Here is a 23,121-nt window from a genome sequence, read left to right as displayed (position 1 = left end):
TAGCGGTGAAGTCCTCGTGCTATTATAGATTGTTTTATTGGCCTCCGCACAAATAACGCATGTCGCATGGCCCGCAAGCGGATTTCGAAGAACAAGGGATTGCAGGACGAGCGCGCCGGCACGAACGAGGCGTCGCAGCATGATCGGGCGTCTACCGGTATCGAATTGCGCATTCCTGGCAAGAGCTTCCCATTGCTGCCGACCGCCCCAGCACGGCTGTCCTTTTACTGGTCCTACGTCGTTCGCAGCCGGGGTCGCTGGCAGGACGACCTCAGCGTGCGAAAAGGCCTGATAGACGAGGCTTTACGGCGCTTCCAAGAACTCGGTCTAACCGACGATGCACTCGCCGAAATTGCCCAGACAGGCACGGTCGAGATCTGCATGCCGTATGCTGATGAGGATGGCGGTTGGGCCGCCCGTATTTTGCCTTGGGAGTTCCTGCTCACGGAAGCCACACGCAGCCGGCGTGACGGTCGACCATTAACGGTGGTGCGCTACCTCAACTCAAGCCGAGCCGGCCCGCCCCGAGGAACACCGAGTTCCGCGCTGATGGTCGAGAACGCCGCCGGCCCGATCGGCCGCACGTACAGCTTCGAGGAAGAATTGCGATGGATGGAATCGCAGCTTGCTCTGGGTTCCGAGCGCTTGATCAACCCAACTGTTCGACAGCTCTCCAGCAGTCTCCTCGCGCATAAGCCCGACGTCATTCATCTGACCGGCGTCGATCTCCATCAGGGCCAGTCTCTCCGCTTGATCGAAAAGGCCGAGTCGGGGATCGATGGTCTGCTGATGGCGGGCGTAGATAGTCCGATCGATGAGGTTGATCATTCCCAGCTCGGTAAGGCACTCAACCCGCGAGGCTACGCAGGCGCGCAGCTGGTAGTGCTCAATTTCTTCAATTCCGCCGGACGCGTTGCGGCCGCGACTGTCGAAGAGGGTGCGCAAGCAGCTCTCGGATTTCAGGATCGCGTTGATGACGAGATCGCCGAACGGTTCCTCGCCGCATTCTATCGAGAGTGGCGCAGTCAGTCGTGGGATCTTCTCGACGGCTTTCGCAGAGCCTTTGAGATCATCAGACACTCCACGGTTCTCCATGGGGCCGGCATAGTCCTTTGGACCGCGAAAGGACTCATTTCGCCGGCCGCAGTGACGCAGAACAACCCAGAGACCATCACCGCCAAGACACAGGCAGCAGACACAGCGAAGAAATCCTCGGATAAAAGCGTCACAGTCAATCTGCACGAGTTCCTCGATGTCCGCGTGCAGGCCCCGAGGTCGGTCAACTATTCGACGATGCACGGCGGCAAGCGGTTGTTCACGACCTTTACTCTCTATCGCAAGGCGAAGGGTGCGCTTCCGCCGATCCACATCGAGATAGTGCTGCAGGCAGGTAGCGACAGCTTTCCGTTCCGAAAGACCGTGCGGATGGAAGACGCCGATTGGGAACTGCCGTTGGCGGATTATATCCACCTTCCGCTCATGTCGCAGGCCCTGCGCGAGGTTCGCGAAACGATGCGCACCGGCCTGTTCTACCGGGTGACTTGCGGAAACGAGGAAATCGTCTGCGACACGGCGGAGGTCATGATCTGCCCGATCGACGAGTGGCAGTGGGACCCCAAAGATGACTCGCGCTGGCTCGGCGCTTTCGTGCTACCGCGAGACCCGGCGGTGCTCGAGATCGTCGATGTCGCGCAGAAATATCTCGCCGCGCTTCAGGACGACAGCACTGCCGGCTTTGACGGGTATCAAAGCGTCGATCCCGAGTTGGATGATCCCGAGATCGGCGTCGAAATGCAGGTACGCGCGCTGTGGTGCGCGCTCGCATTCGAGATGAGCGTCGCTTACGTCAACCCACCGCCGGTCTTCTCCGAACAGTCGCAACGCCTGCGCTCTCCTTCCGAAGTGGTGCGCGGCAAGCGCGGAACCTGCATCGACCTTGCGCTAATGCTCGCGGCCTGTCTCGAATACGTCGACATCTATCCGGTCGTCTTCGTCCTCAAGGACCATGCGTTTCCCGGCTTCTGGCGCAGCGAGGAGGCTTATGAACGTTTTCTGAGCATGACGGACGTCACGGGGCCCGAGACACCAGACGGTGCCCCTGCCACCGCGGAGGAGTTCACGACCTACGAAGACGTGCTGCGCCACGTCCGCGCCGGCGACCTCGTGCCGATCGAGACCGTCCTGCTCACGCGCCGTATGTCATTCCGGGAAGCGATCGAGGAAGGCATGGAAAACCTGAAGGACAGAAACAACTTTGCGGCAATTCTCGATGTCCACCGCGATCGGCGCAAGATCACGCCACTGCCGATCATCGCGAGCCAGGCATGACTCCGCAGTCCGATCCTATCGCAGCCACCGACCGCGCCCGATTACGCTTGGACTTGCGCGAGGCGCTCAAATTCGATGGCATCCGCCCTCTCGATCTGGCGCCGCAGTCACCGCAGCTTGATCGCCTGCGGCGGCGCGGCCTGCGTCCGAAGTCGGCCTCAACCATCTTCACGCTCGCCGAGGTGAACGGCGAACTGCTCTGGGAAGAGGGTTTCGGGCTGCGCAGCGCCGGGTTACGGCGCGGTCGCAATCAGCGCGGCGGGGTGCGCAGCGAGATCATCGAGCGGGTGCAAGTGGACCCCCTGCCGCTTGGCAACGAGATCACGAAATATCTGGCCAGCCTCGATCAAGAATGGACACCCAAACACGGCCTGCGCCTTTGGGACGGCACTGTTCTTCATGACCCGATTGCGCCGGGCCGGCCGATCGTTTCCAAAGGACCTATCCTGGTGCTCGTTCACGGCACGTTTTCCAGCTCTGAAAGCCTGGTCAAGGAAATCGCAGCGGCACCCAACTTCGCTGCGTTCCTGCAGAAGGCCAGGAAGCACTACAATGCAATCTATGCCTTCAGCCATCCAACCGTGTCGGTCAGCCCGGTGTTCAACGCCATCGAGCTTGCCCGCCACTTTCGAGGGGTAAAGGCGGACGTGGACGTCGTGGCGCACAGCCGTGGCGGGCTCGTTGCCCGCTGGTGGCTGGAGGTGATGGAGCCGGCGGCGGCAGGTCGGCGCCGCGCGGTTCTGGTCGGTTGTCCTCTCGACGGCACCAGCCTGGCAACTCCAAGAAGCCTGCGCGCGGCTTTGTCGTGGCTCACGAACGTGCATCGGGCGCTAGCTGCGGCAACCGGACTCGCCTCCCCGTTGATCCCCTTCCTGTCGGTGGTCAGCGGTCTCTTGCGCATTGCCGCGACTGCTTCCGGAGTGCTTGCGAAGACGCCGATCGTCGACGCCGGAATCAGTCTCATTCCAGGCCTGTCGGCGATGACGAGGGTCAATCTCGAACTCGACCGTCTCAACATCGAGCTTGCGACGCGACCCGACTATTTCGCGGTCGTCAGCGACTTCTCGCCGCCCCCGACGGGACTGGCGGTATGGAAATTCCTGACCGAGGCCAAGGCCCGGGCCGCCGATGCTGCGGCCGATCTCGTCTTTCGCGGCGACAACGACCTCGTGGTCGACCGGGACTCGATGCAATTCCTATGCGGACGACCGAAAGCGGCGCAAATCAACGATATCCTGGATTACGGAAGCCAGGACTTGGTGCATCACACCAATTACTTCCGCCAGCCGCGAACACTCACCTTCATCGAGCAGTCATTCAAGCTCTGAAATCTCTGGCCACGCAGTCAGGTTCGCCAAACACCGTGTCGTTTGCATTAAAGCCTGGAAGCCGGTCTACGACCGCGACCGAATCACATCACCAGCGCCACACGCCCGATCGCCTTGCGGTCGATCAGCAATCGCATCGCTTTGGCATAATCCCCAAGCGGCAGGCGGTGCGAGACGTTGGGGCGCAGCTTGCCCTCCTCCGCCCATTGCAGCAGCGCCTTGAGCCGCACCTCGCCGAGCGCGGGATTCTTCCGTACCGCCTCACCCGCACGCACGCCGAGCACGCTGGCGCCCTTGATCAGCAGCAGGTTGGTCTTCGCCGAGCCGATGCCACCGGTGAAGCCGATCACCAGCAGCCGTGCGCCCCAGGCAATGCAGCGCATCGAGTTCTCGAACACCTCGCCGCCGACGGGATCGAACACGACGTCGGCGCCACGGCCGTCGGTGATGCGCTTGACGGCATCGCGAAACGGCTCCCGATCGTAGCGCACGAGATGATCGGCGCCGCGCGATTTCGCAATGGCGAGCTTCTCGTCGCTGGAGGCGGTCGCGATCACGGTTGCGCCCAGCATCTTGCCGATCTCGACCGCGGCAAGCCCCACGCCGCCGCCGGCGCCGTGCACCAGCAACACCTCGCCCGGCATGACCCGGCCGCGATCGATCAGCGCGTGATAGGCGGTGCCGTGACCGGCCAGATAGGTCGCACCTTCCGCGTAGTCGAACGTCGACGGCATCGGCACAAGCTGCGTCGGCGTCACCACCGCTTCGTCGGTGAAGGCGCCATGGCGCATCTTCACGATGACCTTGTCGCCGACGGACACGCCGCTTGCCTCTGCGCCCACCTCGGTGACGTCGCCGGCGGCCTCCATGCCGGGCGTGAACGGCAGCTCGGGCTTGAGCTGATATTCGCCGGCCGCCATCAGCACGTCCGGAAAGTTCAATCCGGCGGCGCGGATCGCAACGCGCACCTCACCCGGTTTGACGGCGCGCGACGGAAACTCCTCCAGCCGCAACGTCTCGGGCGCGCCGAGCGCGCGGCAGACGACAGCCCGCACCATCAGGCCGCACTCGCCTTGCTGCGTTCGAGCGCCTCGCGGATCAGCGGCAGGCGGTCGTTGCCGAAGTACATGTCGGTCTTGCCCACGAAGATCGTCGGTGAGCCGAAGCCGCCGCGTGCCACGACCTCTTCCGTGTTGGTCTTGAGCTGGTCCTTGATTGCCTGCTCGGAGATGCCGGCAAAGAACTTCTGCTCGTCGACACCGACCTTCCTGCAGATCTCGGCGAGCACGGCGTCCTGCGAGATGTCCTTGTCGCCGCCCCAATAGGTCTCGAACACGGCAGTGGCGAACGGCACCATGTCTTTCCCCAGCCAGATGCAGCCGCGCATGACCTTCACGCTGTTCACCGGGAACACCGTCGGCGGCATCTTGATCGCGAGGCCGGCCGAGCGCGACCAGTCGGCGAGGTCTTTTTTCATGTAGCGCGCCTTCAGCGGCACCGGCGTCTCGCGCTGCGCGTAGACGCTCGGATTGACCGTGTTGAAGATGCCGCCGACCAGGATCGGCCGCCAGATGATCTCGGCCCCCAGCTCCTTTGCCAGCGGCTGGATGTTGTGGAAGGCGAGGTAGGTCCAGGGGCTGGAACAGTCGAAGAAGAATTCAATCATGGCGTTTCCTTTGCGTCTTGTTTGTCGTGCTCTATCCCCGTCATTGCGAGCGACTTGTCCGCCATAGCTCGAAGAGCGACGGCGGAAGCGAAGCAATCCAGAATCTTTCCGCGGAACCAGTCTGGATTGCTTCGTCGCTTCGCTCCTCGCAATGACGATGGGGCGAGCAGCCTACTTCTTTCCCAGCACTTCCCTGGCACGCTGGCCGAACATGATCTTGCGTGATTCCTCGTCGAACGGCTCCTTCACGAACTTGCCGATCGCAAGCCCCGCCTGCACCTGCGGCCGTGCGCGCACCTCGGCGTACCAGCGTTTCACGTTCGGATAGTCGTCGAGCGTAAAGCCCTGCGCCTTGTGGGTCATGGTCCAGGGGAAGCAGGCGATGTCCGCGATGGAATAGTCGCCGGCGACATAGGCGCCGGTCTTGGCCAACTGCCGGTCGAGCACGCCATAGAGCCGCGCGGCCTCGTCGCGGTAACGCTCAATCGCATAAGGGATCTTTTCCGCCGCATACAGCGCGAAATGGCCGTGCTGGCCGAGCATCGGCCCGAGGCCCGCCATCTGCCACATCACCCACTGGATGGTCGTCGAGCGGCCGCGCAGATCGCTGGCCAGAAAGCGGCCGGTCTTTTCCGCGAGGTAAATCAGGATCGCGCCGGTCTCGAACGCCGAGAACGGCGCACCGCCGTCGGCGGGTGCGTGGTCGACGATCGCGGGAATGCGATTGTTCGGGGAGACCGCCAGAAATTCGGGGCTGAACTGCTCGCCGGCGCGGATATTGACCGGCTTCACGTTATAGGGGAGCCCGAGTTCCTCCAGCATGATCGAGATTTTCCAGCCGTTCGGCGTCGGCGCATAAAAGAGGTCGATCATCGCCCTTCCCTGTCGTCGCCAATGGAATAGAGAGCGACTTTTGTTGTTCTGTACCTTGACGTTAAGACATGGCAGGAAGGGGCGCAACACAACCTGCCGGGAGAGCCGCCATGCTGTTTCCAACCACGATCGCCGGCTCCTTGCCGAAGCCGGAATGGCTCGCCGAGCCGAACATGCTCTGGGCACCCTGGAAGTCGCAAGGCGACGAGCTTCTCCGCGCCAAGCGTGATGCGACCATGCTCGCCGTCAAGGTCCAGGAGGATGCGGGCATCGACATCGTCACCGAGGGCGAGCAGGCCCGCCAGCATTTCGTGCACGGCTTCCTCGAGAAGATCGACGGCATCGATTTCGCCCACAAGGTCGAGATGGGCATTCGCAAGGACCGCTACAAGGCGATGGTGCCGCAGGTGGTCGCGCCGCTTCAGCTCAAGGGTCGTGTCCATGCCGACGAGGCGCGCGTGGCGCGCACGCACACGAAGAAGAAGCTGAAGTTCACCCTGCCCGGCCCGATGACCATCATCGACACGATTGCGGACCGTTACTACGGTGATCGCGTCAAGATGGCCTTTGCCTTCGCCGATCTCCTCAACGAGGAAGCCAAGGCATTGCAGGCCGACGGCGTCGATCTCGTGCAGTTCGACGAGCCCGCCTTCAACGTCTACATGGACGAGGTCAACGACTGGGGCATCAAGGCGCTGGAGCGTGCCGCGCAGGGGCTGACCTGCGCCACCGCCGTGCACATCTGCTACGGCTACGGCATCAAGGCCAACACCGACTGGAAGGAGACGCTCGGCGCACAGTGGCGGCAGTACGAGCAGATCTTTCCGGCGATCGACGCGAGCCCGATCCAGCAGGTCGCGATCGAGTGCCGTAATTCCAAGGTGCCGCTCGATTTGCTGGCGCTGCTGAAAAACAAGATCGTGCAGGCCGGCGTGATCGACGTCGCCAGCGACACGGTGGAGACGGCCGAGGACGTCGTGCAGGTGATCGACGCGGTGTCGAAGTTCGTTCCCAAGAGCAACATCATCGCCACCACCAATTGCGGCATGGCGCCGATGCGGCGGGAGATCGCCGAGGCCAAGCTGATGGCGCTCGGCGCCGGTGCCGCGCTGGCGCGCGAGAAGCTGGGGTGATGGTGCTCCGAACGGCACTCGTCGTCACGGCTCTTGCGGGGATCACATTCGCTGTGCGCGCGGAGGATCGCTCCGTGCTGCTGAATTGCAAGGCCATGGTCGAGCGTGCGTCAAAGGATACGGGTACGGCAACCGAGGCTGAGCTCACCCGCTGCCGTCAGGTCATCCGCGAATGGGCGCTGCGCGATGCACGGACGACAGTGGATGAGCAAGGGCGCCCGCTGAAATAGCCCACGCTCGCTGCGTTCCCTCCCCCTTGCGGGGACGGTCAGGCGCGGTGCGCGCTAGGGTGCAATGTGACCTCATAGCCGGCGCTCATCGCGCGCAGCGTCGATGGCGGGGTCAGCAACCGCGCATCGTCAAGCTCTCGCGCGCCTTCAACATAACCCGCCGTCGACCACAGCAGCGCCCCGCCCTGCATCAGCAGAAAGCTTTCCTCGCCCTGCTGCAGCATCGCGCCGTCTGGAAGCTGGTCGAGCGGCACCAGCAGCGCATGAAGCCGCTTCTTGCCGTGATCGAGCCGCTCGTGGTGCAGCACCGTGTCGATATCGTGCATGCGGACATCACGGACGCGGTTGCCCTTCTCCCACGCAGCCCGGAAGCGATTGGCATCGTCACGGCGGCAGTAGAAGCAGGGGCGATGGCCGGCGGCGAGCGCGGTGGCCTCGTCGAGGAAGAACAGCTCGGTCCAGCTATGCGTCGTCATCACCTCGCGACGGCGGCCGCGGAATTCGCAAACACAGGTGAGCCAGGCCGGCGACGACCACCGCTTCTTGAGCAGCGTCCTGGTCGCGGGATCATGAATGATGCCGCGATTGCCGGTGAACAGGCCACGGTGCGGCGTGGCGATGATGTCGCCGGTCGGCGTGACACGGTTTTGCAGGGGCATGGCCACCTCCACCTGTCATTGCGAGCGAAGCGAGACAATCCAGAAATGCGTCTGCGGAAATAGTCTGGCTTGCTTCGTCGCTTCCCTCACGCCGCGCCGTCGCGCAGCGGCGGGTGGTAGGACAGCGCGGTGTCCCAGGGGAAGAAGATCCAGGTGTCCTGCGAGACCTCCGTGATGAAGGTGTCGACCAGCGGGCGTCCCTTCGGCTTGGCGTAGACGGTGGCGAAATGCGCATCGGGCAGCATGTCGCGCACCAGCCTGCCGGTCTTGCCGGTGTCGACGAGGTCGTCGACGATCAGAAGCCCCTTGCCGGTGCCGCCGCCGAGCTTCATCGCCGCCTCGGACATGCCCTTGAGGACCTGGAGCTCGCCCTGCTTGTCGTGGTCGTAGCTGGCGATGCAGACCGTATCGATGATGCGGACACCGAGCTCGCGCGCCACGATCGCGGCCGGCACCAGCCCGCCGCGGGTGATCGCGATGACGGCGTGGAACGGGCCGACCTCGTTGAGCCGCCAGGTCAGCGCCCGGCAGTCGCGGTGGAACTGGTCCCACGAAACAGGAAAGGCCTTGCCGGCCCGCTCCTGCGCGCTCAGTTCCGGTGCTTCGCCAGCCATTGTTGTCTCCTGCCAATCTTCATCCGGCAGCCATTCTGCTACCGGGTGATGTTCAATCCCGCCAGCATTTCCTTCACCGCCGCCATCGCCGCTGCCAGCTTGTCCGCGTCGCGCGAGCGCACCACCAGATTGGTGTTCGGCTTCTGATCTTCGTCCATGAACGGATAGCTGCCGATGATGGTGTCGGGATGGGCGGCGGCGATCGCGCGCAGCGGGCTGCCGATGTCACCCTCCCGCGCATTGGCGCGGACCGATTCGGACAGCATGCGCACGCCCGACTTCAGCTTGGGCGAGACGATGTCCATCATCGCCTGCATGATCGAGGGCACGCCTGCCATCACGATGACGTTGCCGATCTTGAAGCCGGGGGCGAGGATGGTCGCGCTCTGGATCAGCTCGGCGCCGTCGGGGATGCGGGCCATGCGCAGGCGGGCCTCGTTGAGGTCCTGCTCGCTCCAGCGCTCGCGGAAGCGGGCGACGACATCCGGATGGTGGTCGATGCCGACGCCGAACGCCTTGGCGACGCTGTCGGCGGTGATGTCGTCATGGGTTGGCCCGATGCCGCCGGTGGTGAAGACATAGGCGTAGCGATGCCGCAGTGCATCCAACGCCGCGATGATGTCGTCCTCGTCGTCGGAGACGACCCGGACTTCCTTCAGGTCGATGCCGATATTGGTCAGGTATTCGGCGATGAAGCCGATATTCTTGTCCTTGGTGCGGCCGGACAGGATTTCATCCCCGATGACCAGAATGCCCGCCGTGACGATGTCGCTCATACCTTAAGTCCCTCACCTGTCGGCCCGACTTTGCCGAGGTAACGCGTTGAAGTCACGCGGTTTTGCTGCCGAAATAAGCAGTCCTCAGCCATTTTTTGAGGCACCCTCCCGGCTGTCCCCGGCAAATGCCACAACTCCATGCTTATCGCGCTGGCCCAGCCCTTGCTACCTCCTCAGAGTCATGCACTCTTGCCGCATGGCCAGGACGTTGCGGTCTTCACCAAGGCCTGACGACCTGTCGAATGGCGCAATGCCTTGCGGAGACAAGTCGGGATCTATGGCAGTCGCGTTTGATGAAATGAACATTCCCGGCGGGGACCTTCGCCCCGCCTATCAGGAGCTGGCGCGCTGGCTCAAGGAGACGCCTCCCGAGGCGCTCGAATATCGCCGCCAGGAGGCCGAGCTCCTGTTCCGCCGCATCGGCATCACCTTTGCCGTCTATGGCGATTCCGAATCCACCGAGCGCCTGATCCCCTTCGACGTGATCCCGCGAATCATGTCCGGCAAGGAATGGGCGCTGCTGGAGAAGGGCCTGAAGCAGCGCGTGCGCGCACTCAACATGTTCCTGCGCGACATCTATCATGGCCGCGACATCCTGCGCGCCGAGGTCGTGCCCGACGACCTGATCTTCCAGAACCCGGTGTTCCGCCCCGAGATGAACGGCCAGCAGGTGCCGCACGACGTCTACGTGCACATCGCCGGCATCGACATCGTCCGGGTCGATGCCGAGGACTTCATCGTGCTGGAGGACAATGCCCGTACGCCGTCGGGTGTGTCCTACATGCTGGAAAACCGCGAGATCATGATGCGGTTGTTTCCGGACCTGTTCGCCCGCCACAGGGTGGCGCCGGTCGAACGCTATCCGGACGAGCTGCTCTCCGCCCTGCGTTCGGTGGCGCCGCAAGGCGCCTCCGGCGAGCCGACGGTCGCCCTGCTCACGCCCGGCGTCTACAACTCGGCCTACTACGAGCACTCCTTCCTTGCCGACAAGCTCGGCATCGAACTGGTCGAAGGCCGCGACCTCATCGTCAAGAACAACGAAGTGTTCATGCGAACGACCGAGGGGGTGAAGCGGATCGACGTGATCTATCGCCGCGTCGACGACGATTTCATCGACCCCCTCACCTTCCGCCCCGACTCCGTGCTCGGCGTGCCCGGGCTGATGTCGGCCTATGCGGCCGGCAACATCACGCTCGCCAACGCGGTCGGCACCGGCATCGCCGACGACAAGGCGATCTACTCCTACATGCCGGACATCGTGAAATTCTATCTCGGCGAGGAGCCGATCCTGAAGAACGTGCCGACGTGGCGTTGCCGCGAGCCGAAGGACCTTGCCTATGTGCTCGATAATCTCGGCGAACTCGTCGTCAAGGAAGTCCACGGCTCCGGCGGTTACGGCATGCTGATCGGCCCCGCCGCGACGAAAGCGACGATCGAGGCCTTCCGCGAAAAGCTCAAGCGCGAGCCGGAAGGCTTTATCGCGCAGCCGACGCTGGCGCTCTCGACCTGCCCGACCTGTACGGCAAGCGGCCTCGCGCCACGCCACGTTGACCTGCGCCCCTTCGTGCTCACCGGCAGCAAGAGCACCACGATCGTGCCCGGCGGGCTGACACGGGTCGCGCTCAAGGAAGGCTCCCTGGTGGTGAATTCGAGCCAGGGCGGCGGCACCAAAGACACCTGGATCCTGGACGAGTAGTCAGATGCTGTCGCGTACCGCCGAAAACCTCTACTGGCTCGCCCGCTATGTCGAACGGGCCGAGTATCTCGCGCGCACCATCGATGCGACGCTGCGCGTCACCGCGCTTCCCGCCGCCTATATCGGCAAGACCAATGAATGGGACTCGGCGCTTCTCACCGCCGGCGTCGCCGCGAGCTTCTATCAGCAATACGAAGTCGCCAACGAGCACAACGTCGTCGACTACCTCTCGTTCTCGGCAAGCAATCCATCATCGATCAGGAACTGCATCGAGGCGGCGCGGCTGAACTCGCGCTCGGTGCGCACCGCGCTCACCAGCGAGATGTGGGACACCATCAACTCGGCCTGGATCGAACTCCAGGAGGTCTGGAGCAAGGGCACCTCCACGCGCGAGGATCTCGCAAAATTCCTGCGCTTCGTGCAGGAGACTTCGCTGCGCTTCGACGGCTCGGCCTACCGGACCATGCTGCGCAACGATGCCTACTGGTTCTCGCGGATGGGCGTGCATCTGGAGCGCGCCGACAACACCGCGCGCATCCTCGACGTGAAGTACCATGTGCTGCTGCCCGAGGAGGAGCATGTCGGCGGCCCGCTCGACTTCTATCAGTGGAGCTCGATCCTGCGCTCGGTCTCGGCGCTGACGGCCTATCACTGGGTCTATCGCGAGACGCTGAAGCCGTGGCTGATTGCGGACCTGCTCATCCTCAACGACACGCTGCCGCGCTCGCTGGCAAGCTGCTACGGCAATCTCGTGCGCAATCTCGACCAGATCGGCGTCGCCTATGGCCGCCAGGGCCCCGCCCAGCGCCATGCCCGCGGCATCCGCAACCGGCTGGAACACAGCAATATGAACGACATTTTCCAGCACGGCGTGCATGAATTCATTCAGGAATTCATCACGGACAATTCCAGGCTGGGCGAAATCATCACAAAGCAGTATTTGATCTGATGTCCCCCGGCTGACGAAAACGGGATATCGTCATGGCCGGGCTTGTCCCGGCCATCCACGTTCTTGCTTTTGCGCGGCGAGGAAGATCGTGGATGCCCGGGACAAGCCCGGGCATGACGAGCTTCTTCGCAATAGGCAGCGGTCTAACCACTAACTTCACGGTCCACCATGCGCCTGCGAATCCTGCACACCACGACCTATCGCTACGAGCCGCCGGCCGCCAGCGTGATCCAGATCCTGCGCATGACGCCCGGCAGCCATGACGGGCAATATGTGGCGGAGTGGCAGATCGACGTCTCGACCGACACCAAGCTCGACACCCATGAGGACGCCTTCGGCAACGTCACCCATGTGCTGTCCTGCGGACCCGTCGGCGACATCAAGATCACCGCCGAGGGCCTGATCGAGACTCACGACACCGGCGGCGTGCTGCGCGGCGCCGACGAGCGCTTTCCGGCCGGCATGTTCTTGCGCGCCACCGACCTCACCACCGTCAATCCGGCGATGACGGCGGTCGCGCGGCAGTTGCGCAGCGAGGCCGAGAGCGACACGCTCGGCTTCCTGCACACGCTGATGACGCAAATCAGCGATCACATGACCTTCGACGAGGATCCGACCAACAGCGGCACCTCGGCGGCGGAAGCGTTCACGCTCAAGCGCGGCGTCTGCCAGGACTACGCGCATATCTTCATCGCCTGCGCCCGCAGTGGCGGCGTGCCGGCGCGCTTCGTCTCCGGCCATTTCCTGCGCTCGGACGGCACGGTGCACCAGGATGCCGGCCATGCTTGGGCAGAAGCTTACGTCGACGGTCTCGGCTGGGTCGGCTTCGATCCCGCCAACTGCATCTGCACCACCGACGCCCATGTCCGCGTTGCGATCGGGCTCGACTATCTCGGCGCAGCCCCCGTGCGCGGCACCCGCTATGGCGGCGGTGCGGAGACGCTGACGGTCGCGGTCAAGGTCGAGCAGGCCGGCCGCGGCGGGCAATCGCAGTCGCAGTCACAGCGGCAGAGCTAGGCGCGGCGGTATCTCGTCACGAGGCATCCGCGGCGCAATCACGTCGCAGCGTTACAGCTGTAATCGACGACGGCCCGCGCTGAAACCGTCCCGTAGCGCCATCTCTTCAACCTCCGTTGTGATCCGTTTCCGCAACAGAGGTTGAGACAGATGCGGCTTCACGAAAAGAACAAGAAGCATTCCGTGCCCCTGCGCGATCCCCACCAGGACATGCTTGCGGGGATCCGGGAGTTGGCTCCCGAGATCAAGGCCCGCGCCGCGGAGATCGAAGCCGCACGCCGCGTCCCGCCCGACCTCGTGGAACGGCTGCGGTCGATCGGACTCTTCCGGATGTTCGTTGCGCGGAGCCATGGCGGGCTGGAGCTGGATTTTCCGGCCGGACTGGAGGTCATCAAGGCACTGGCCCGTCTCGACGGCTCGATCGGCTGGATCGCGACTGTCGCCGGAGCCAGCAGCCTCTTCGTCGCAGCGTCACCCCCGGAATTGTACCAGCGCATCTATCAGGACGGACCCGATACGGCGATCTGCGGCTCATCCCAACCGGGTGGAACGGCAGAGCGCGTGGCCGACGGTTATCGCGTCAAAGGTCGTTGGCCGTTCGCCAGCGGTTGCACGCACGCCGACTGGATCGGCGGGTTCTGCATTGTCACCGAAAACGGCAAGCCGGTCCCCGGCCCGCAGGGCAAGCCGCTGCTTCGCGTCGTTGTGTTGCCGGCGCGCGACTGGGAGATCGAGGACACCTGGCACGCGGCGGGGCTCAAGGGCACCGGCAGCCATCACGTCACGCTGCGGGAGACGCTGGTTCCCGAGGCCAATTTCTTCGATCTCGATGCCGCCCCGCGCCAGTCGGGTCCGCTCTATCGGGCGCTGCGCCAATGGCTGCCATTGGTGCACGGCGCATTCACGGTAGGCATGGCCGAGGGCACCGTCGATGACCTGCTCGCGCTGGCGGGCACCGGAAGGCAGCAATTGTACGCGGCCGTGCCGATGCGGGAGTCCGAGATCTTCCAGTACGATCTCGGCCGGATCTCCGCCGACCTCGGGGCCGCGCAAGCGTTTCATGAGGTCCAGGCCGCCAGCCACTGGCGTCACGCGCTGGCGGGAACGCTGAACGACGAAGACCTCATGATCGAGGGGGCCCGGTCCGCGACCTGGCTCGCCACGACCTGCGTCGGCATCGCGGATGCCTGCTTTGCGCTGGCCGGCGCCAGCGTGGTCTATGACAGCTCGCCGCTGCAGCGGCGCCTGCGCGACCTTCACGTCGCAGCTCAGCACGCTCACGCGCAGCAGCGGCAATATGTCGATGTCGGCAAGCTGGCCTTGCGTCGTTCGGCCGGGCATGCCGGCTGAGTGCTCGAGCCGTGCTACACTCGCGGGATCAGACCTGACCCCGCGAGGTACCCCATGGCGACCGTAAAGCTGCTTTCGGACGATGAACTCTCCGCCGAGGCGCGCGCCGTTTTCGACGATATCCGCAAGGTGCGGAAGTCGGACTTCGTCAACAATTTCTGGCGCGCGCTGGCGCATGATCCGAAGACGCTGCGGCGGACCTGGGAGAGCATCAAGGAGGTGATGGCACCCGGCGCGCTCGATCCCAAGATCAAGGAAATGCTCTATGTCGCAGTCTCGATCGCGCATGGCTGCAGCTACTGCATCCATTCGCACACCGCGGGCGCACGGGCCAAGGGCATGACCGAGGCCGAATATGGCGAGATGCTCGCCATCGTCGGCATGGCCGCGGAGACCAACCGGCTGGTCACGGCGCTCGGCGTCCCCGTCGACGAGGCGTTTCTCGTCGATGCCGCTGACTGAGCGGCAGAGATAGCTGTTTCGCCGGAGAATGACGACCTCCCCCGGGGAATCGGGGGTTTCATGCCTCCCCGAAATTGGCTAGTAATTCCGCGCAAACGCGTTCGGGGACGGGAAATGACCTATTGTTGCGGAATCCTGGTTCGGGACGGTCTGGTGATGATCGCCGACACCCGAACCAATGCCGGGCTCGACAATGTCTCGACCTTCCGCAAGCTCCACATCTTCTCCAAACCCGGCGACCGCATCATGGCTATCGCCAGCGCCGGCAACCTCGCCATCAGCCAGTCGGTGCTGTCGACGCTGACCGAAGGCCTGGAGGACCCCACCACGGGCGAGGTCGAGACGCTGATGAACGCGCCGACCATGTTCCAGGCCGCTCAGCGCATCGGCCGGGCGATCCGGGCGGTGCACGCGACCGAAGGCCCGGCGCTGCGATCCGAAGACGTCTCCTTCGACGTCTCCTTCCTGTTCGGCGGCCAGATCAAGGGCGCGCGCATGCGCCTGTTCATGGTCTACACCGCCGGCAATTTCATCGAGTGCACCACGGACACGCCCTACCTGCAGATCGGCGAGCACAAATACGGCAAGCCGGTGCTCGACCGCGCCATGCATTACGACGTCGAGCTGTACGAGGCGCTGAAGACCGGCCTGATCTCGATGGACTCGACCATGCGCTCCAATCTCGGCGTCGGCCTGCCGATCGACGTGCTGGTGGTGCGCGCAGACGCCTGCGATGCCGATCTCAACCACCGCATCGAGGCGGGCGAGCCCTATTTCCACGACCTGCGCTCGCGCTGGTCGGCGGCCTTGCGCGCGGCGCATCAGAACATTCCGCGGCCGCCCTACAAGAACGAAAAAGAACCAAAAACCTGACAGCCAACTTGAAGAGAGAAAAGGCAGGAAACGATGAGTGAAGCAAACAAGATCGCAGTGGTGACGGGCGCGGGCACCGGTGTCGGGCGCGCGGCGTCGCTGGCGTTGATGAACATCGGCTTCACCGTGGTGCTGGTCGGGCGCCGGCTCGACATGCTCGAGGAGACCGCGAAGCTCGGCCCCGCGGGCAAGAGCCTGTGCGTCACCGCCGACATGACCAAGCCGGACTCCATTGCCGCGCTGTTCGACAAGGTGAAGGCGACCTACGGCCGGCTCGACGTGCTGTTCAACAATGCCGGCATGGGCGCGCCGGCGGTGAACTTCGAGGATCTCAGCCTCGAGCAGTGGCAGGCGGTGGTGAACACCAACCTCACCGGCCCGTTCCTGTGCACCCAGCACGCCTTCCGCATCATGAAGGACCAGAGCCCGCGCGGCGGCCGCATCATCAACAACGGCTCGATCTCGGCGCACGCGCCGCGGCCGTTCTCGGCGGCCTACACTTCGACCAAGCACGCCATCACGGGCCTCACCAAGGCCTCGAACCTCGACGGCCGCATGTACGACATCGCGGTCGGCCAGGTCGACATCGGCAATGCCGCCACGCCCATGACCGATCGCATGGTCAACGGCCCCGGCGTGCTGCAGCCCGACGGCACGACCAAGCACGAGCCGCGCATGGACGCCAAGGCGGTCGGCGACGCCGTCGCCTACATGGCCGGCCTGCCGCTCAATGCCAACGTGCTGACGATGACCGTCATGGCCACCAAGATGCCGTTTGTCGGACGGGGCTGAACTAAAAAAGTGAAAAACAACCCCATGCACAGTAGGCGGCGTGGGGTTGCGACTTGCCTTTGGCAAACGCGGTGACGTCGGCTAAATCCCCGCGCTGCCTCCACAATCGTCATTGCGAGCGCAGCGAAGCAATCCAGGGTGTTTCCGCGGAGAGATTCTGGATTGCTTCGTCGCTTTGCTCCTCGCAACGACGGATGATAGAGCGGAGCCCTACTCCAAACTCTCCACCTGCCGCAGGCTCGGAAACAGCTTCATCCACAGCAGCGCGACCGCGACGGTGCAGACGCCGCCGAGCACGGCAGCAGGCATCGCGCCGAGCAGCGCGGCTGCGACGCCGCTCTCGAACTGGCCGAGCTGGTTGGAGGCGTTGATGAAGAGGAAGTTCACCGCGCCGACCCGGCCGCGCATCTCGTCGGGGGTTGAGAGCTGCACCAGCGAGAAGCGGATCACGACGCTGATCGTGTCGGCCGCGCCGAGAATGGCGAGCGACAACACCGACAGCCACATCCACGACGACAGCGCGAACACGACCGTGGCGACGCCGAACACGATCACAGCCTGGAACATGCGCAGGCCCACATGCCGCGAGATGGCGTGACGCGCCAGCACCATGGTCATCAGCAGCGCACCGACCGCGGGCGCGGCGCGCAAGATCCCGAGCCCCATCGGACCGGTCTGGAGGATGTCGCGGGCATAGATCGGCAACAGCGCGGTGACGCCGCCGAACAGCACGGCAAACAGATCGAGCGAGATGGTGCCGAGGATCGCCGGGTTGCTGCGGATGAAGCGGACGCCGGCGAAGATGTTGTCGGCGTCCGTCCCCTCCTTGGAGACCGCCTGCGGACGCGGCCGGATGAAGCCGGTCAAAATCATCCCGAGAATCCAGAACAGCAGCATCACGGCATAGGCAAGATGCGGCGCGACCGCGTAGGCAAAGCCGCCGAGCGCCGGCCCGGTGATGGTTGCGACCTGCCCCGCACCGCTGGCGACTGCGGTTGCGCGCTGGAGCGATCCCTGCGGCGCGATCTGCGGCAAGAGAGCCGCGGTGGTCGGGCTCTCGAAGGCGCCGGCAATGCCGAGCACGAAGGTCGCGATGAAGATCTGCACCTCGCTGACCAGGCCGAGATAGGTGATGATTGCGAGATAGAGCGCGGTCGCGGCTTCCACGAGCTGGCAGAGCTGGACCACGCGCCTGCGCTCGAAACGGTCGGCGGCGTGGCCGGCGACGAACACCAGAAGCGCGGTGGGCAGGAATTGCACGAGGCCGACCATGCCGAGGTCGAAGGCCGAGCCGGTGAGATCATAAATCTGCCAGCCGATCGCGACCGCCGCGATCTGGCTGGAAAAGCGCGACAGGCTGCGCGAGAGCAGGAAGAACAGGAAGGCGCGGTGGGAGAGAAGTGCGCGGGCGGTGACCGGCGGATTCGAGGATATCGGCTGCTCTGTCATCGCCTCTTGGGTCACGCTTGGACCGTCCGCCCCCTGATTTCGACCTGCCCCGCGTGGCTGACGCAGACCTGCTTGTCAACAGCGGGCGGATCCGGCGGCCTTCCGGCATTGCGTTTGCAACGCACGCGCGGCCATAATCATTGAGGGTTTGGGGATATCATGCTTCGGCTGCAATCGGCACTCGGCGTTTTCGCATTGCTATCGATCGCCTGGGTGCTGAGCGAGAATCGCCGCGCGGCCTCGGCTCGCCAAGCAGCGATCGGGCTTGTCGCAACCTTCGTCACCGCGGTCGTGCTCCTAAAGGTGCCCGTCGTCGCGCGCGCCTTCGGCGCCATCAACGACACGGTCGGCGCGATCTCGGCGGCCTCGCGCGCCGGCTCCTCTTTCGTGTTCGGCTATGTCGGCGGCGGTCCCCTGCCCTTCGATCTGAAGGTGCCGGGCGCCGATTTCATCCTCGCGTTCCAGGCGCTGCCGATCGTGCTGGTCATGAGCGTGCTGACGACGCTCTTGTTCTACTGGCGCGTGCTGCCGCCGATCGTGCGCGGCATGGCCTGGCTGCTGGAGCGGACGCTGGGCGTCGGCGGCGCGGTCGGGCTCTCGACCGCGGCCAACATCTTCCTCGGCATGGTCGAGGCGCCGCTGTTCGTGCGGCCCTATCTGGCGCAGATGACCCGCAGCGAATTGTTCCTGGTGATGACCGGCGGCATGGCCGGCATCGCCGGCACGGTGCTGGTGCTCTATGCGACGCTGCTGGCGCCGCTCATTCCCGATGCCGCCGCGCATTTCGTCATCGCCTCAGTGCTGGGCGCGCCGGCCGCGATCCTCGTCAGCCTGATCATGGTGCCGGAGACGTCAGACAAGCGCACCGGCGGCGCGCTGGAGGATCCTGAGATGGACGTCTCCGGCCCGATGGATGCGATCGTCAAGGGGACGAGCGCGGGGATCGAACTGCTGATCAACATCGTCGCCATGCTGCTGGTGCTGGTGGCACTGGTCTATCTCGTCAATGCCGTCCTCGGACTGCTGCCCAATATCGGCGGCGCCGCGATCTCGCTGCAACGCCTGCTCGGCCTCGTGATGGCGCCGGTGTGCTGGCTGATGGGATTGCCCTGGGACCAGGCGGTGACCGCCGGCAGCCTGATGGGCACCAAGACCGTGCTCAACGAGCTGATCGCCTATGTCGACTTCTCAAAACTGCCGCCCGATACGCTCGATCCGCGCTCGCGCCTGATCATGCTCTACGCAATGTGCGGCTTCGCCAATTTCGCCAGCCTCGGCATCATGATCGGCGGCTTAGGGGTGATGGCGCCGGAGCGGCGCGAGGAGATCAACGCGCTGGGATTGAAGTCGATCGTGTCGGGGACGCTGACGACGTGTTTGATGGGCGCGGTGGTGGGGGTGTTGAGTTAGGCTCTCTCCACCGTCATTTCGGGGCGCCGCGAAGCGGCGAGCCCGGAATCCATCGGGCATCAGCACATGCGGAGAAATTGATTCCGGGCTCGCGCTGCGCGCGCCCCGGAATGACATCAGGCCTTCAACTCCACCGTCCTGAACTCCGCCGGCAGGATCACCTCCAGCAGTTCCACGTCATCCGAATAATCCAGGATCATGTGCTTGATCTTCGGCGGCTGGGTCCAGGCGCTGCCTTCCTTCATCAAGGTCTCACCCTGACCGTCCATGTAGGTCTTCACCCAGCCCTTGAGCACGTAGACCATCTGGAATTCGACGTCGTGGAAGTGCAGCTTCGACACCTCGTTCGGATCGCAGGGGCCTTGCAGGCGGATCACGTGGGCTTGCGCGAGGCCGTGGCTGGCTTCGGCGATGCCGAGGTCGCGATACTTTGCGTAGGCGCGCAGGCCGTCGGCCTTGAAGTCTTCCTCGCGGTGATGACTGATGGCGATGCGCTGCTTGGGACGGGCGGCCTTTTTCGGAGCGGCCTTTGCCGGTGTCGTGCGCGCCTTCGCCTTCACCGCCTTGCGCGCCGAGGATCGTGCCACGGCCTTGGCTCCGCTCCGCTTCTTCACTGCGGCCTGGGCTGCACTGCGCGATTTTGTTTTCTTGGCCATGGGTCGCCTCCCTGTTGTTATAGGCGGAGGCTAGCACAGAACGAGATATCGTAGGGTGGGCAAAGCGAAAGCGTGCCCACCATTGCCAGATGCAATCGTGGAGAGATGGTAGGCACGGCGCGAGCGCGCCTTTACCCACTCTACGATGCCGGCGCGCTGTTCAATGCAGCCGGAACACGCCATCCACGGCGCGCAGCTCGGCCGGCTTGATCAGCTTGGAATGCGCGACGGTCACCGAATGGAGCGGACCGTCGAGCTTCTCCTGCCAGAACGCCAGGAAATCCTTCAGCGCCGGAAATTTCGGAAACATGTCGTAGTTCTGCCAGACGTAGGTCTGGAGAAGCGAGGGATGATCGGGCATTCGATAGAGAATTTGCGCCGTCGTCAGCCCGTAACCCAAAAGCTGTTTCCGGAAATCTTCGGAAACGCCCCCACTCCGCAAGCCCATGCCAACCTCCTTTGCAGGAGCGCATTCAAGGGGCGGCTTGGTCGGTGTGCGCCTTACGAGCCACCCGGTACTGATGCGCTCACATGAGAGAAATGTGACGCAAACTGACAATCCATCTCAAGCCCAAAAGTTTAACAAGCTGTTGAAATTCAATGCTTTAGCAGCAGAGACGGCTCCGTGCTAATACGGTCACCGGGCGGGTTAACGATGGTAAAGAGATTCTGGCACCCGGGCCTTCAGAGTGCCGAATTTTCTGCTAGAAGCCCTTGCCCCCGCAAAATTCCTGTCCTATTTCAGCCTCGCCTGTGCTAGCACTCGCTGGCACAGACTGCTAACGCCAAAAAATTCCCATACCGTGCAACTACTTAGGAGGACTGCATGAAATTCCGTCCGCTTCACGACCGCGTCGTGGTCAAGCGTATCGACGCAGAAGAGAAGACCGCCGGCGGCATCATCATTCCCGACACTGCCAAGGAAAAGCCCTCGCAGGGCGAAGTCGTCGCCGTCGGCCCCGGTGGCCGCGACGAAGCTGGCAAGCTGATCCCGATCGACCTGAAGGTCGGCGACCGCGTGCTGTTCGGCAAGTGGTCCGGCACCGAGGTCAAGATCGACAACGTCGACCTGCTGATCATGAAGGAAAGCGACATCATGGGCGTCCTCGACGTCCCCGCTTCCAAGAAGAAGGCGGCCTAAGAGCCCCCTCTCCCCACCAGCTAAACACCTAAGGAAAAATCCAGATGTCAGCTAAAGAAGTCAAATTCGGCGTCGATGCACGCGACAAGATGCTGCGTGGCGTCGACATCCTCGCCAACGCCGTCAAGGTGACGCTCGGCCCCAAGGGCCGCAACGTCGTCCTCGACAAGTCGTTCGGCGCTCCCCGCATCACCAAGGACGGCGTCACCGTCGCCAAGGAGATCGAGCTCGACGACAAGTTCGAGAACATGGGCGCGCAGATGGTGCGCGAAGTCGCCTCCAAGTCGGCTGACGCGGCCGGCGACGGCACCACCACCGCAACCGTGCTCGCGGCTGCGATCGTTCGTGAAGGCGCAAAGTCGGTTGCCGCCGGCATGAACCCGATGGACCTGAAGCGTGGTATCGACCTGGCCGTGGAAGCCGTGGTCGCCGACCTCGTCAAGAACTCCAAGAAGGTCACCTCGAACGACGAGATCGCCCAGGTCGGCACCATCTCCGCCAACGGCGATGCCGAAATCGGCAAGTTCCTCTCCGACGCCATGAAGAAGGTCGGCAACGAGGGTGTCATCACCGTCGAGGAAGCCAAGTCACTCGAGACCGAGCTCGACGTCGTCGAGGGCATGCAGTTCGACCGCGGCTACATCTCGCCCTACTTCGTCACCAACGCCGACAAGATGCGCGTTGAGATGGACGACGCCTACATCCTCATCAACGAGAAGAAGCTCTCCTCGCTGAACGAGCTGCTGCCGCTGCTCGAGGCCGTGGTGCAGACCGGCAAGCCGCTGGTGATCGTCGCCGAGGACGTCGAGGGCGAAGCTCTCGCGACCCTCGTCGTCAACCGTCTGCGCGGTGGTCTGAAGGTCGCGGCCGTCAAGGCTCCGGGCTTCGGCGATCGCCGCAAGGCCATGCTGCAGGACATCGCGATCCTGACCGGCGGCCAGGCGATCTCGGAAGATCTCGGCATCAAGCTCGAGAACGTCACGCTCAACATGCTCGGTCGCGCCAAGAAGGTGATGATCGACAAGGAGAACACCACGATCGTCAACGGCGCCGGCAAGAAGGCCGACATCGAGGCGCGCGTGGCCCAGATCAAGGCGCAGATCGAGGAGACCACCTCGGACTACGACCGTGAGAAGCTCCAGGAGCGTCTCGCCAAGCTCGCAGGCGGCGTCGCGGTGATCCGCGTCGGCGGCGCGACCGAGGTCGAGGTGAAGGAGCGCAAGGATCGCGTTGATGACGCGATGCATGCGACCCGCGCGGCGGTCGAGGAAGGCATCGTCCCGGGCGGCGGCGTCGCTCTGCTCCGTGCCTCCGAGCAGCTCAAGGGTCTGCGCACCAAGAACGACGACCAGAAGACCGGCGTCGAGATCGTGCGCAAGGCGCTGTCGGCTCCCGCTCGCCAGATCGCGATCAACGCCGGTGAAGACGGTTCGGTGATCGTCGGCAAGATCCTGGAGAACAAGACCTACGCTTACGGCTTCGACTCCCAGACCGGCGAGTACGTCAACCTGGTCACCAAGGGCATCATCGACCCGACCAAGGTGGTCCGTACCGCGATCCAGAACGCAGCCTCGGTTGCCGCGCTCCTGATCACCACGGAAGCCATGGTCGCCGAGCTGCCCAAGAAGGGCGGCGCCGGTCCGGCGATGCCCCCGGGCGGCGGCATGGGCGGCATGGACTTCTAAGGTCCGGCCACCTCAAGAACTACGAAACCCCGGC

23 protein-coding genes are annotated in these 23,121 nt (G+C 64.0%); 14 read left to right on the top strand and 9 right to left on the bottom strand.

The features are described 5' to 3' along the window. The first annotated feature begins 66 nt into the window (after positions 1–66). Complete coding sequence (locus tag ABIB99_RS05950; RefSeq protein WP_354175069.1) at positions 67–2,328, top strand: CHAT domain-containing protein; 2,262 nt, start codon at positions 67–69, stop codon at positions 2,326–2,328. Beyond that, a complete protein-coding gene (locus ABIB99_RS05945) occupies positions 2,325–3,656 on the top strand; it encodes an esterase/lipase family protein (RefSeq protein WP_354175068.1) in 1,332 nt (443 codons plus the stop codon). Before ABIB99_RS05950 ends, ABIB99_RS05945 begins: the two co-directional genes overlap by 4 nt. An 83-nt stretch (positions 3,657–3,739) precedes the next feature. Here the strand turns inward: ABIB99_RS05945 and ABIB99_RS05940 are convergent, their stop codons facing one another. From ABIB99_RS05940 to ABIB99_RS05930, 3 genes are all read right to left on the bottom strand, one after another. Next, positions 3,740–4,714 (bottom strand): NADPH:quinone oxidoreductase family protein, encoded by a 975-nt coding sequence (locus ABIB99_RS05940; RefSeq protein ID WP_354175067.1) that lies wholly within the window; start codon positions 4,712–4,714, stop codon positions 3,740–3,742. Next, positions 4,714–5,322: a 2-hydroxychromene-2-carboxylate isomerase gene (locus tag ABIB99_RS05935; protein WP_354175066.1), complete on the bottom strand. Its 609-nt coding sequence runs from the start codon at positions 5,320–5,322 to the stop codon at positions 4,714–4,716. The genes ABIB99_RS05940 and ABIB99_RS05935 overlap by 1 nt, the downstream gene beginning before the upstream one ends. 171 nt (positions 5,323–5,493) lie before the next feature. Further along, positions 5,494–6,195 carry a glutathione S-transferase N-terminal domain-containing protein gene (locus ABIB99_RS05930; RefSeq protein WP_354175065.1) on the bottom strand — a complete coding sequence of 234 codons (702 nt, stop codon included), beginning with the start codon at positions 6,193–6,195 and terminating at the stop codon, positions 5,494–5,496. Positions 6,196–6,305: 110 nt separating this feature from the next. Here ABIB99_RS05930 and ABIB99_RS05925 point away from each other — a divergent pair, with 110 nt between their 5' ends. After that, positions 6,306–7,328, top strand: coding sequence for a methionine synthase (locus ABIB99_RS05925; RefSeq protein WP_063982455.1), 1,023 nt, complete (start codon positions 6,306–6,308; stop codon positions 7,326–7,328). Further along, entirely contained in the window at positions 7,328–7,558 is a 231-nt protein-coding gene (locus ABIB99_RS05920) for a hypothetical protein (RefSeq protein WP_354175064.1), read from the top strand. The genes ABIB99_RS05925 and ABIB99_RS05920 overlap by 1 nt, the downstream gene beginning before the upstream one ends. A 38-nt stretch (positions 7,559–7,596) precedes the next feature. Here ABIB99_RS05920 and ABIB99_RS05915 read toward each other — a convergent pair whose 3' ends face one another. From ABIB99_RS05915 to ABIB99_RS05905, 3 genes are all read right to left on the bottom strand, one after another. Then, on the bottom strand, positions 7,597–8,217 hold the full coding sequence (locus ABIB99_RS05915) for a hypothetical protein (RefSeq protein WP_208087546.1): 621 nt from the start codon (positions 8,215–8,217) through the stop codon (positions 7,597–7,599). 86 nt (positions 8,218–8,303) lie between these two features. Then, a complete protein-coding gene (gene gpt / locus ABIB99_RS05910) occupies positions 8,304–8,831 on the bottom strand; it encodes a xanthine phosphoribosyltransferase (protein ID WP_028150009.1) in 528 nt (175 codons plus the stop codon). 38 nt (positions 8,832–8,869) lie between these two features. Continuing rightward, complete coding sequence (locus ABIB99_RS05905; protein WP_354175063.1) at positions 8,870–9,607, bottom strand: competence/damage-inducible protein A; 738 nt, start codon at positions 9,605–9,607, stop codon at positions 8,870–8,872. A gap of 277 nt (positions 9,608–9,884) precedes the next feature. Between ABIB99_RS05905 and ABIB99_RS05900 the strand changes: the two genes are divergently transcribed. From ABIB99_RS05900 to ABIB99_RS05870, 7 genes are all read left to right on the top strand, one after another. Next, a complete protein-coding gene (locus ABIB99_RS05900) occupies positions 9,885–11,303 on the top strand; it encodes a circularly permuted type 2 ATP-grasp protein (RefSeq protein WP_014494252.1) in 1,419 nt (472 codons plus the stop codon). A gap of 4 nt (positions 11,304–11,307) precedes the next feature. Continuing rightward, a complete protein-coding gene (locus ABIB99_RS05895; protein WP_028150006.1) occupies positions 11,308–12,252 on the top strand; it encodes an alpha-E domain-containing protein in 945 nt (314 codons plus the stop codon). 168 nt (positions 12,253–12,420) lie between these two features. Beyond that, entirely contained in the window at positions 12,421–13,269 is an 849-nt protein-coding gene (locus ABIB99_RS05890; protein WP_354175062.1) for a transglutaminase family protein, read from the top strand. 150 nt (positions 13,270–13,419) lie between these two features. Further along, positions 13,420–14,619 (top strand): flavin-dependent monooxygenase, encoded by a 1,200-nt coding sequence (locus ABIB99_RS05885; protein WP_259256940.1) that lies wholly within the window; start codon positions 13,420–13,422, stop codon positions 14,617–14,619. A 54-nt stretch (positions 14,620–14,673) separates the two neighbouring features. Beyond that, the gene (locus tag ABIB99_RS05880; protein ID WP_028154692.1) at positions 14,674–15,081 is read left to right on the top strand and encodes a carboxymuconolactone decarboxylase family protein; all 408 of its coding nucleotides are present in this window, start codon (positions 14,674–14,676) and stop codon (positions 15,079–15,081) included. A gap of 114 nt (positions 15,082–15,195) precedes the next feature. Further along, on the top strand, positions 15,196–15,954 hold the full coding sequence (locus tag ABIB99_RS05875; RefSeq protein WP_028150003.1) for a proteasome-type protease: 759 nt from the start codon (positions 15,196–15,198) through the stop codon (positions 15,952–15,954). A gap of 33 nt (positions 15,955–15,987) precedes the next feature. Then, positions 15,988–16,746 carry an SDR family oxidoreductase gene (locus ABIB99_RS05870; protein WP_354175061.1) on the top strand — a complete coding sequence of 253 codons (759 nt, stop codon included), beginning with the start codon at positions 15,988–15,990 and terminating at the stop codon, positions 16,744–16,746. Positions 16,747–16,956: 210 nt separating this feature from the next. Here ABIB99_RS05870 and ABIB99_RS05865 read toward each other — a convergent pair whose 3' ends face one another. Next, positions 16,957–18,195, bottom strand: coding sequence for an MFS transporter (locus ABIB99_RS05865; protein ID WP_354175060.1), 1,239 nt, complete (start codon positions 18,193–18,195; stop codon positions 16,957–16,959). 159 nt (positions 18,196–18,354) lie between these two features. Between ABIB99_RS05865 and ABIB99_RS05860 the strand changes: the two genes are divergently transcribed. Then, positions 18,355–19,605 (top strand): NupC/NupG family nucleoside CNT transporter, encoded by a 1,251-nt coding sequence (locus ABIB99_RS05860; RefSeq protein ID WP_354175059.1) that lies wholly within the window; start codon positions 18,355–18,357, stop codon positions 19,603–19,605. Between the two features lie 116 nt (positions 19,606–19,721). Here the strand turns inward: ABIB99_RS05860 and ABIB99_RS05855 are convergent, their stop codons facing one another. Continuing rightward, positions 19,722–20,261: a cupin domain-containing protein gene (locus tag ABIB99_RS05855; protein WP_208087553.1), complete on the bottom strand. Its 540-nt coding sequence runs from the start codon at positions 20,259–20,261 to the stop codon at positions 19,722–19,724. A gap of 160 nt (positions 20,262–20,421) precedes the next feature. Further along, positions 20,422–20,709, bottom strand: a complete 288-nt coding sequence (locus tag ABIB99_RS05850; RefSeq protein ID WP_014494242.1) for an usg protein — start codon at positions 20,707–20,709, stop codon at positions 20,422–20,424. A 378-nt stretch (positions 20,710–21,087) separates the two neighbouring features. Between ABIB99_RS05850 and ABIB99_RS05845 the strand changes: the two genes are divergently transcribed. Both ABIB99_RS05845 and groL read left to right on the top strand, forming a co-directional pair. After that, the gene (locus ABIB99_RS05845) at positions 21,088–21,402 is read left to right on the top strand and encodes a co-chaperone GroES (protein ID WP_008139213.1); all 315 of its coding nucleotides are present in this window, start codon (positions 21,088–21,090) and stop codon (positions 21,400–21,402) included. 44 nt (positions 21,403–21,446) lie between these two features. Next, positions 21,447–23,087, top strand: coding sequence for a chaperonin GroEL (gene groL, locus ABIB99_RS05840; protein WP_071912538.1), 1,641 nt, complete (start codon positions 21,447–21,449; stop codon positions 23,085–23,087). Positions 23,088–23,121 lie beyond the last annotated feature (34 nt).

Source organism: Bradyrhizobium sp. LA6.1 (genome assembly GCF_040547805.1).
GTDB lineage: Bacteria > Pseudomonadota > Alphaproteobacteria > Rhizobiales > Xanthobacteraceae > Bradyrhizobium > Bradyrhizobium barranii.
The sequence above is the reverse complement of the archived record's forward strand: the minus strand, read 5'-3'. Positions and strand labels throughout refer to the sequence as shown.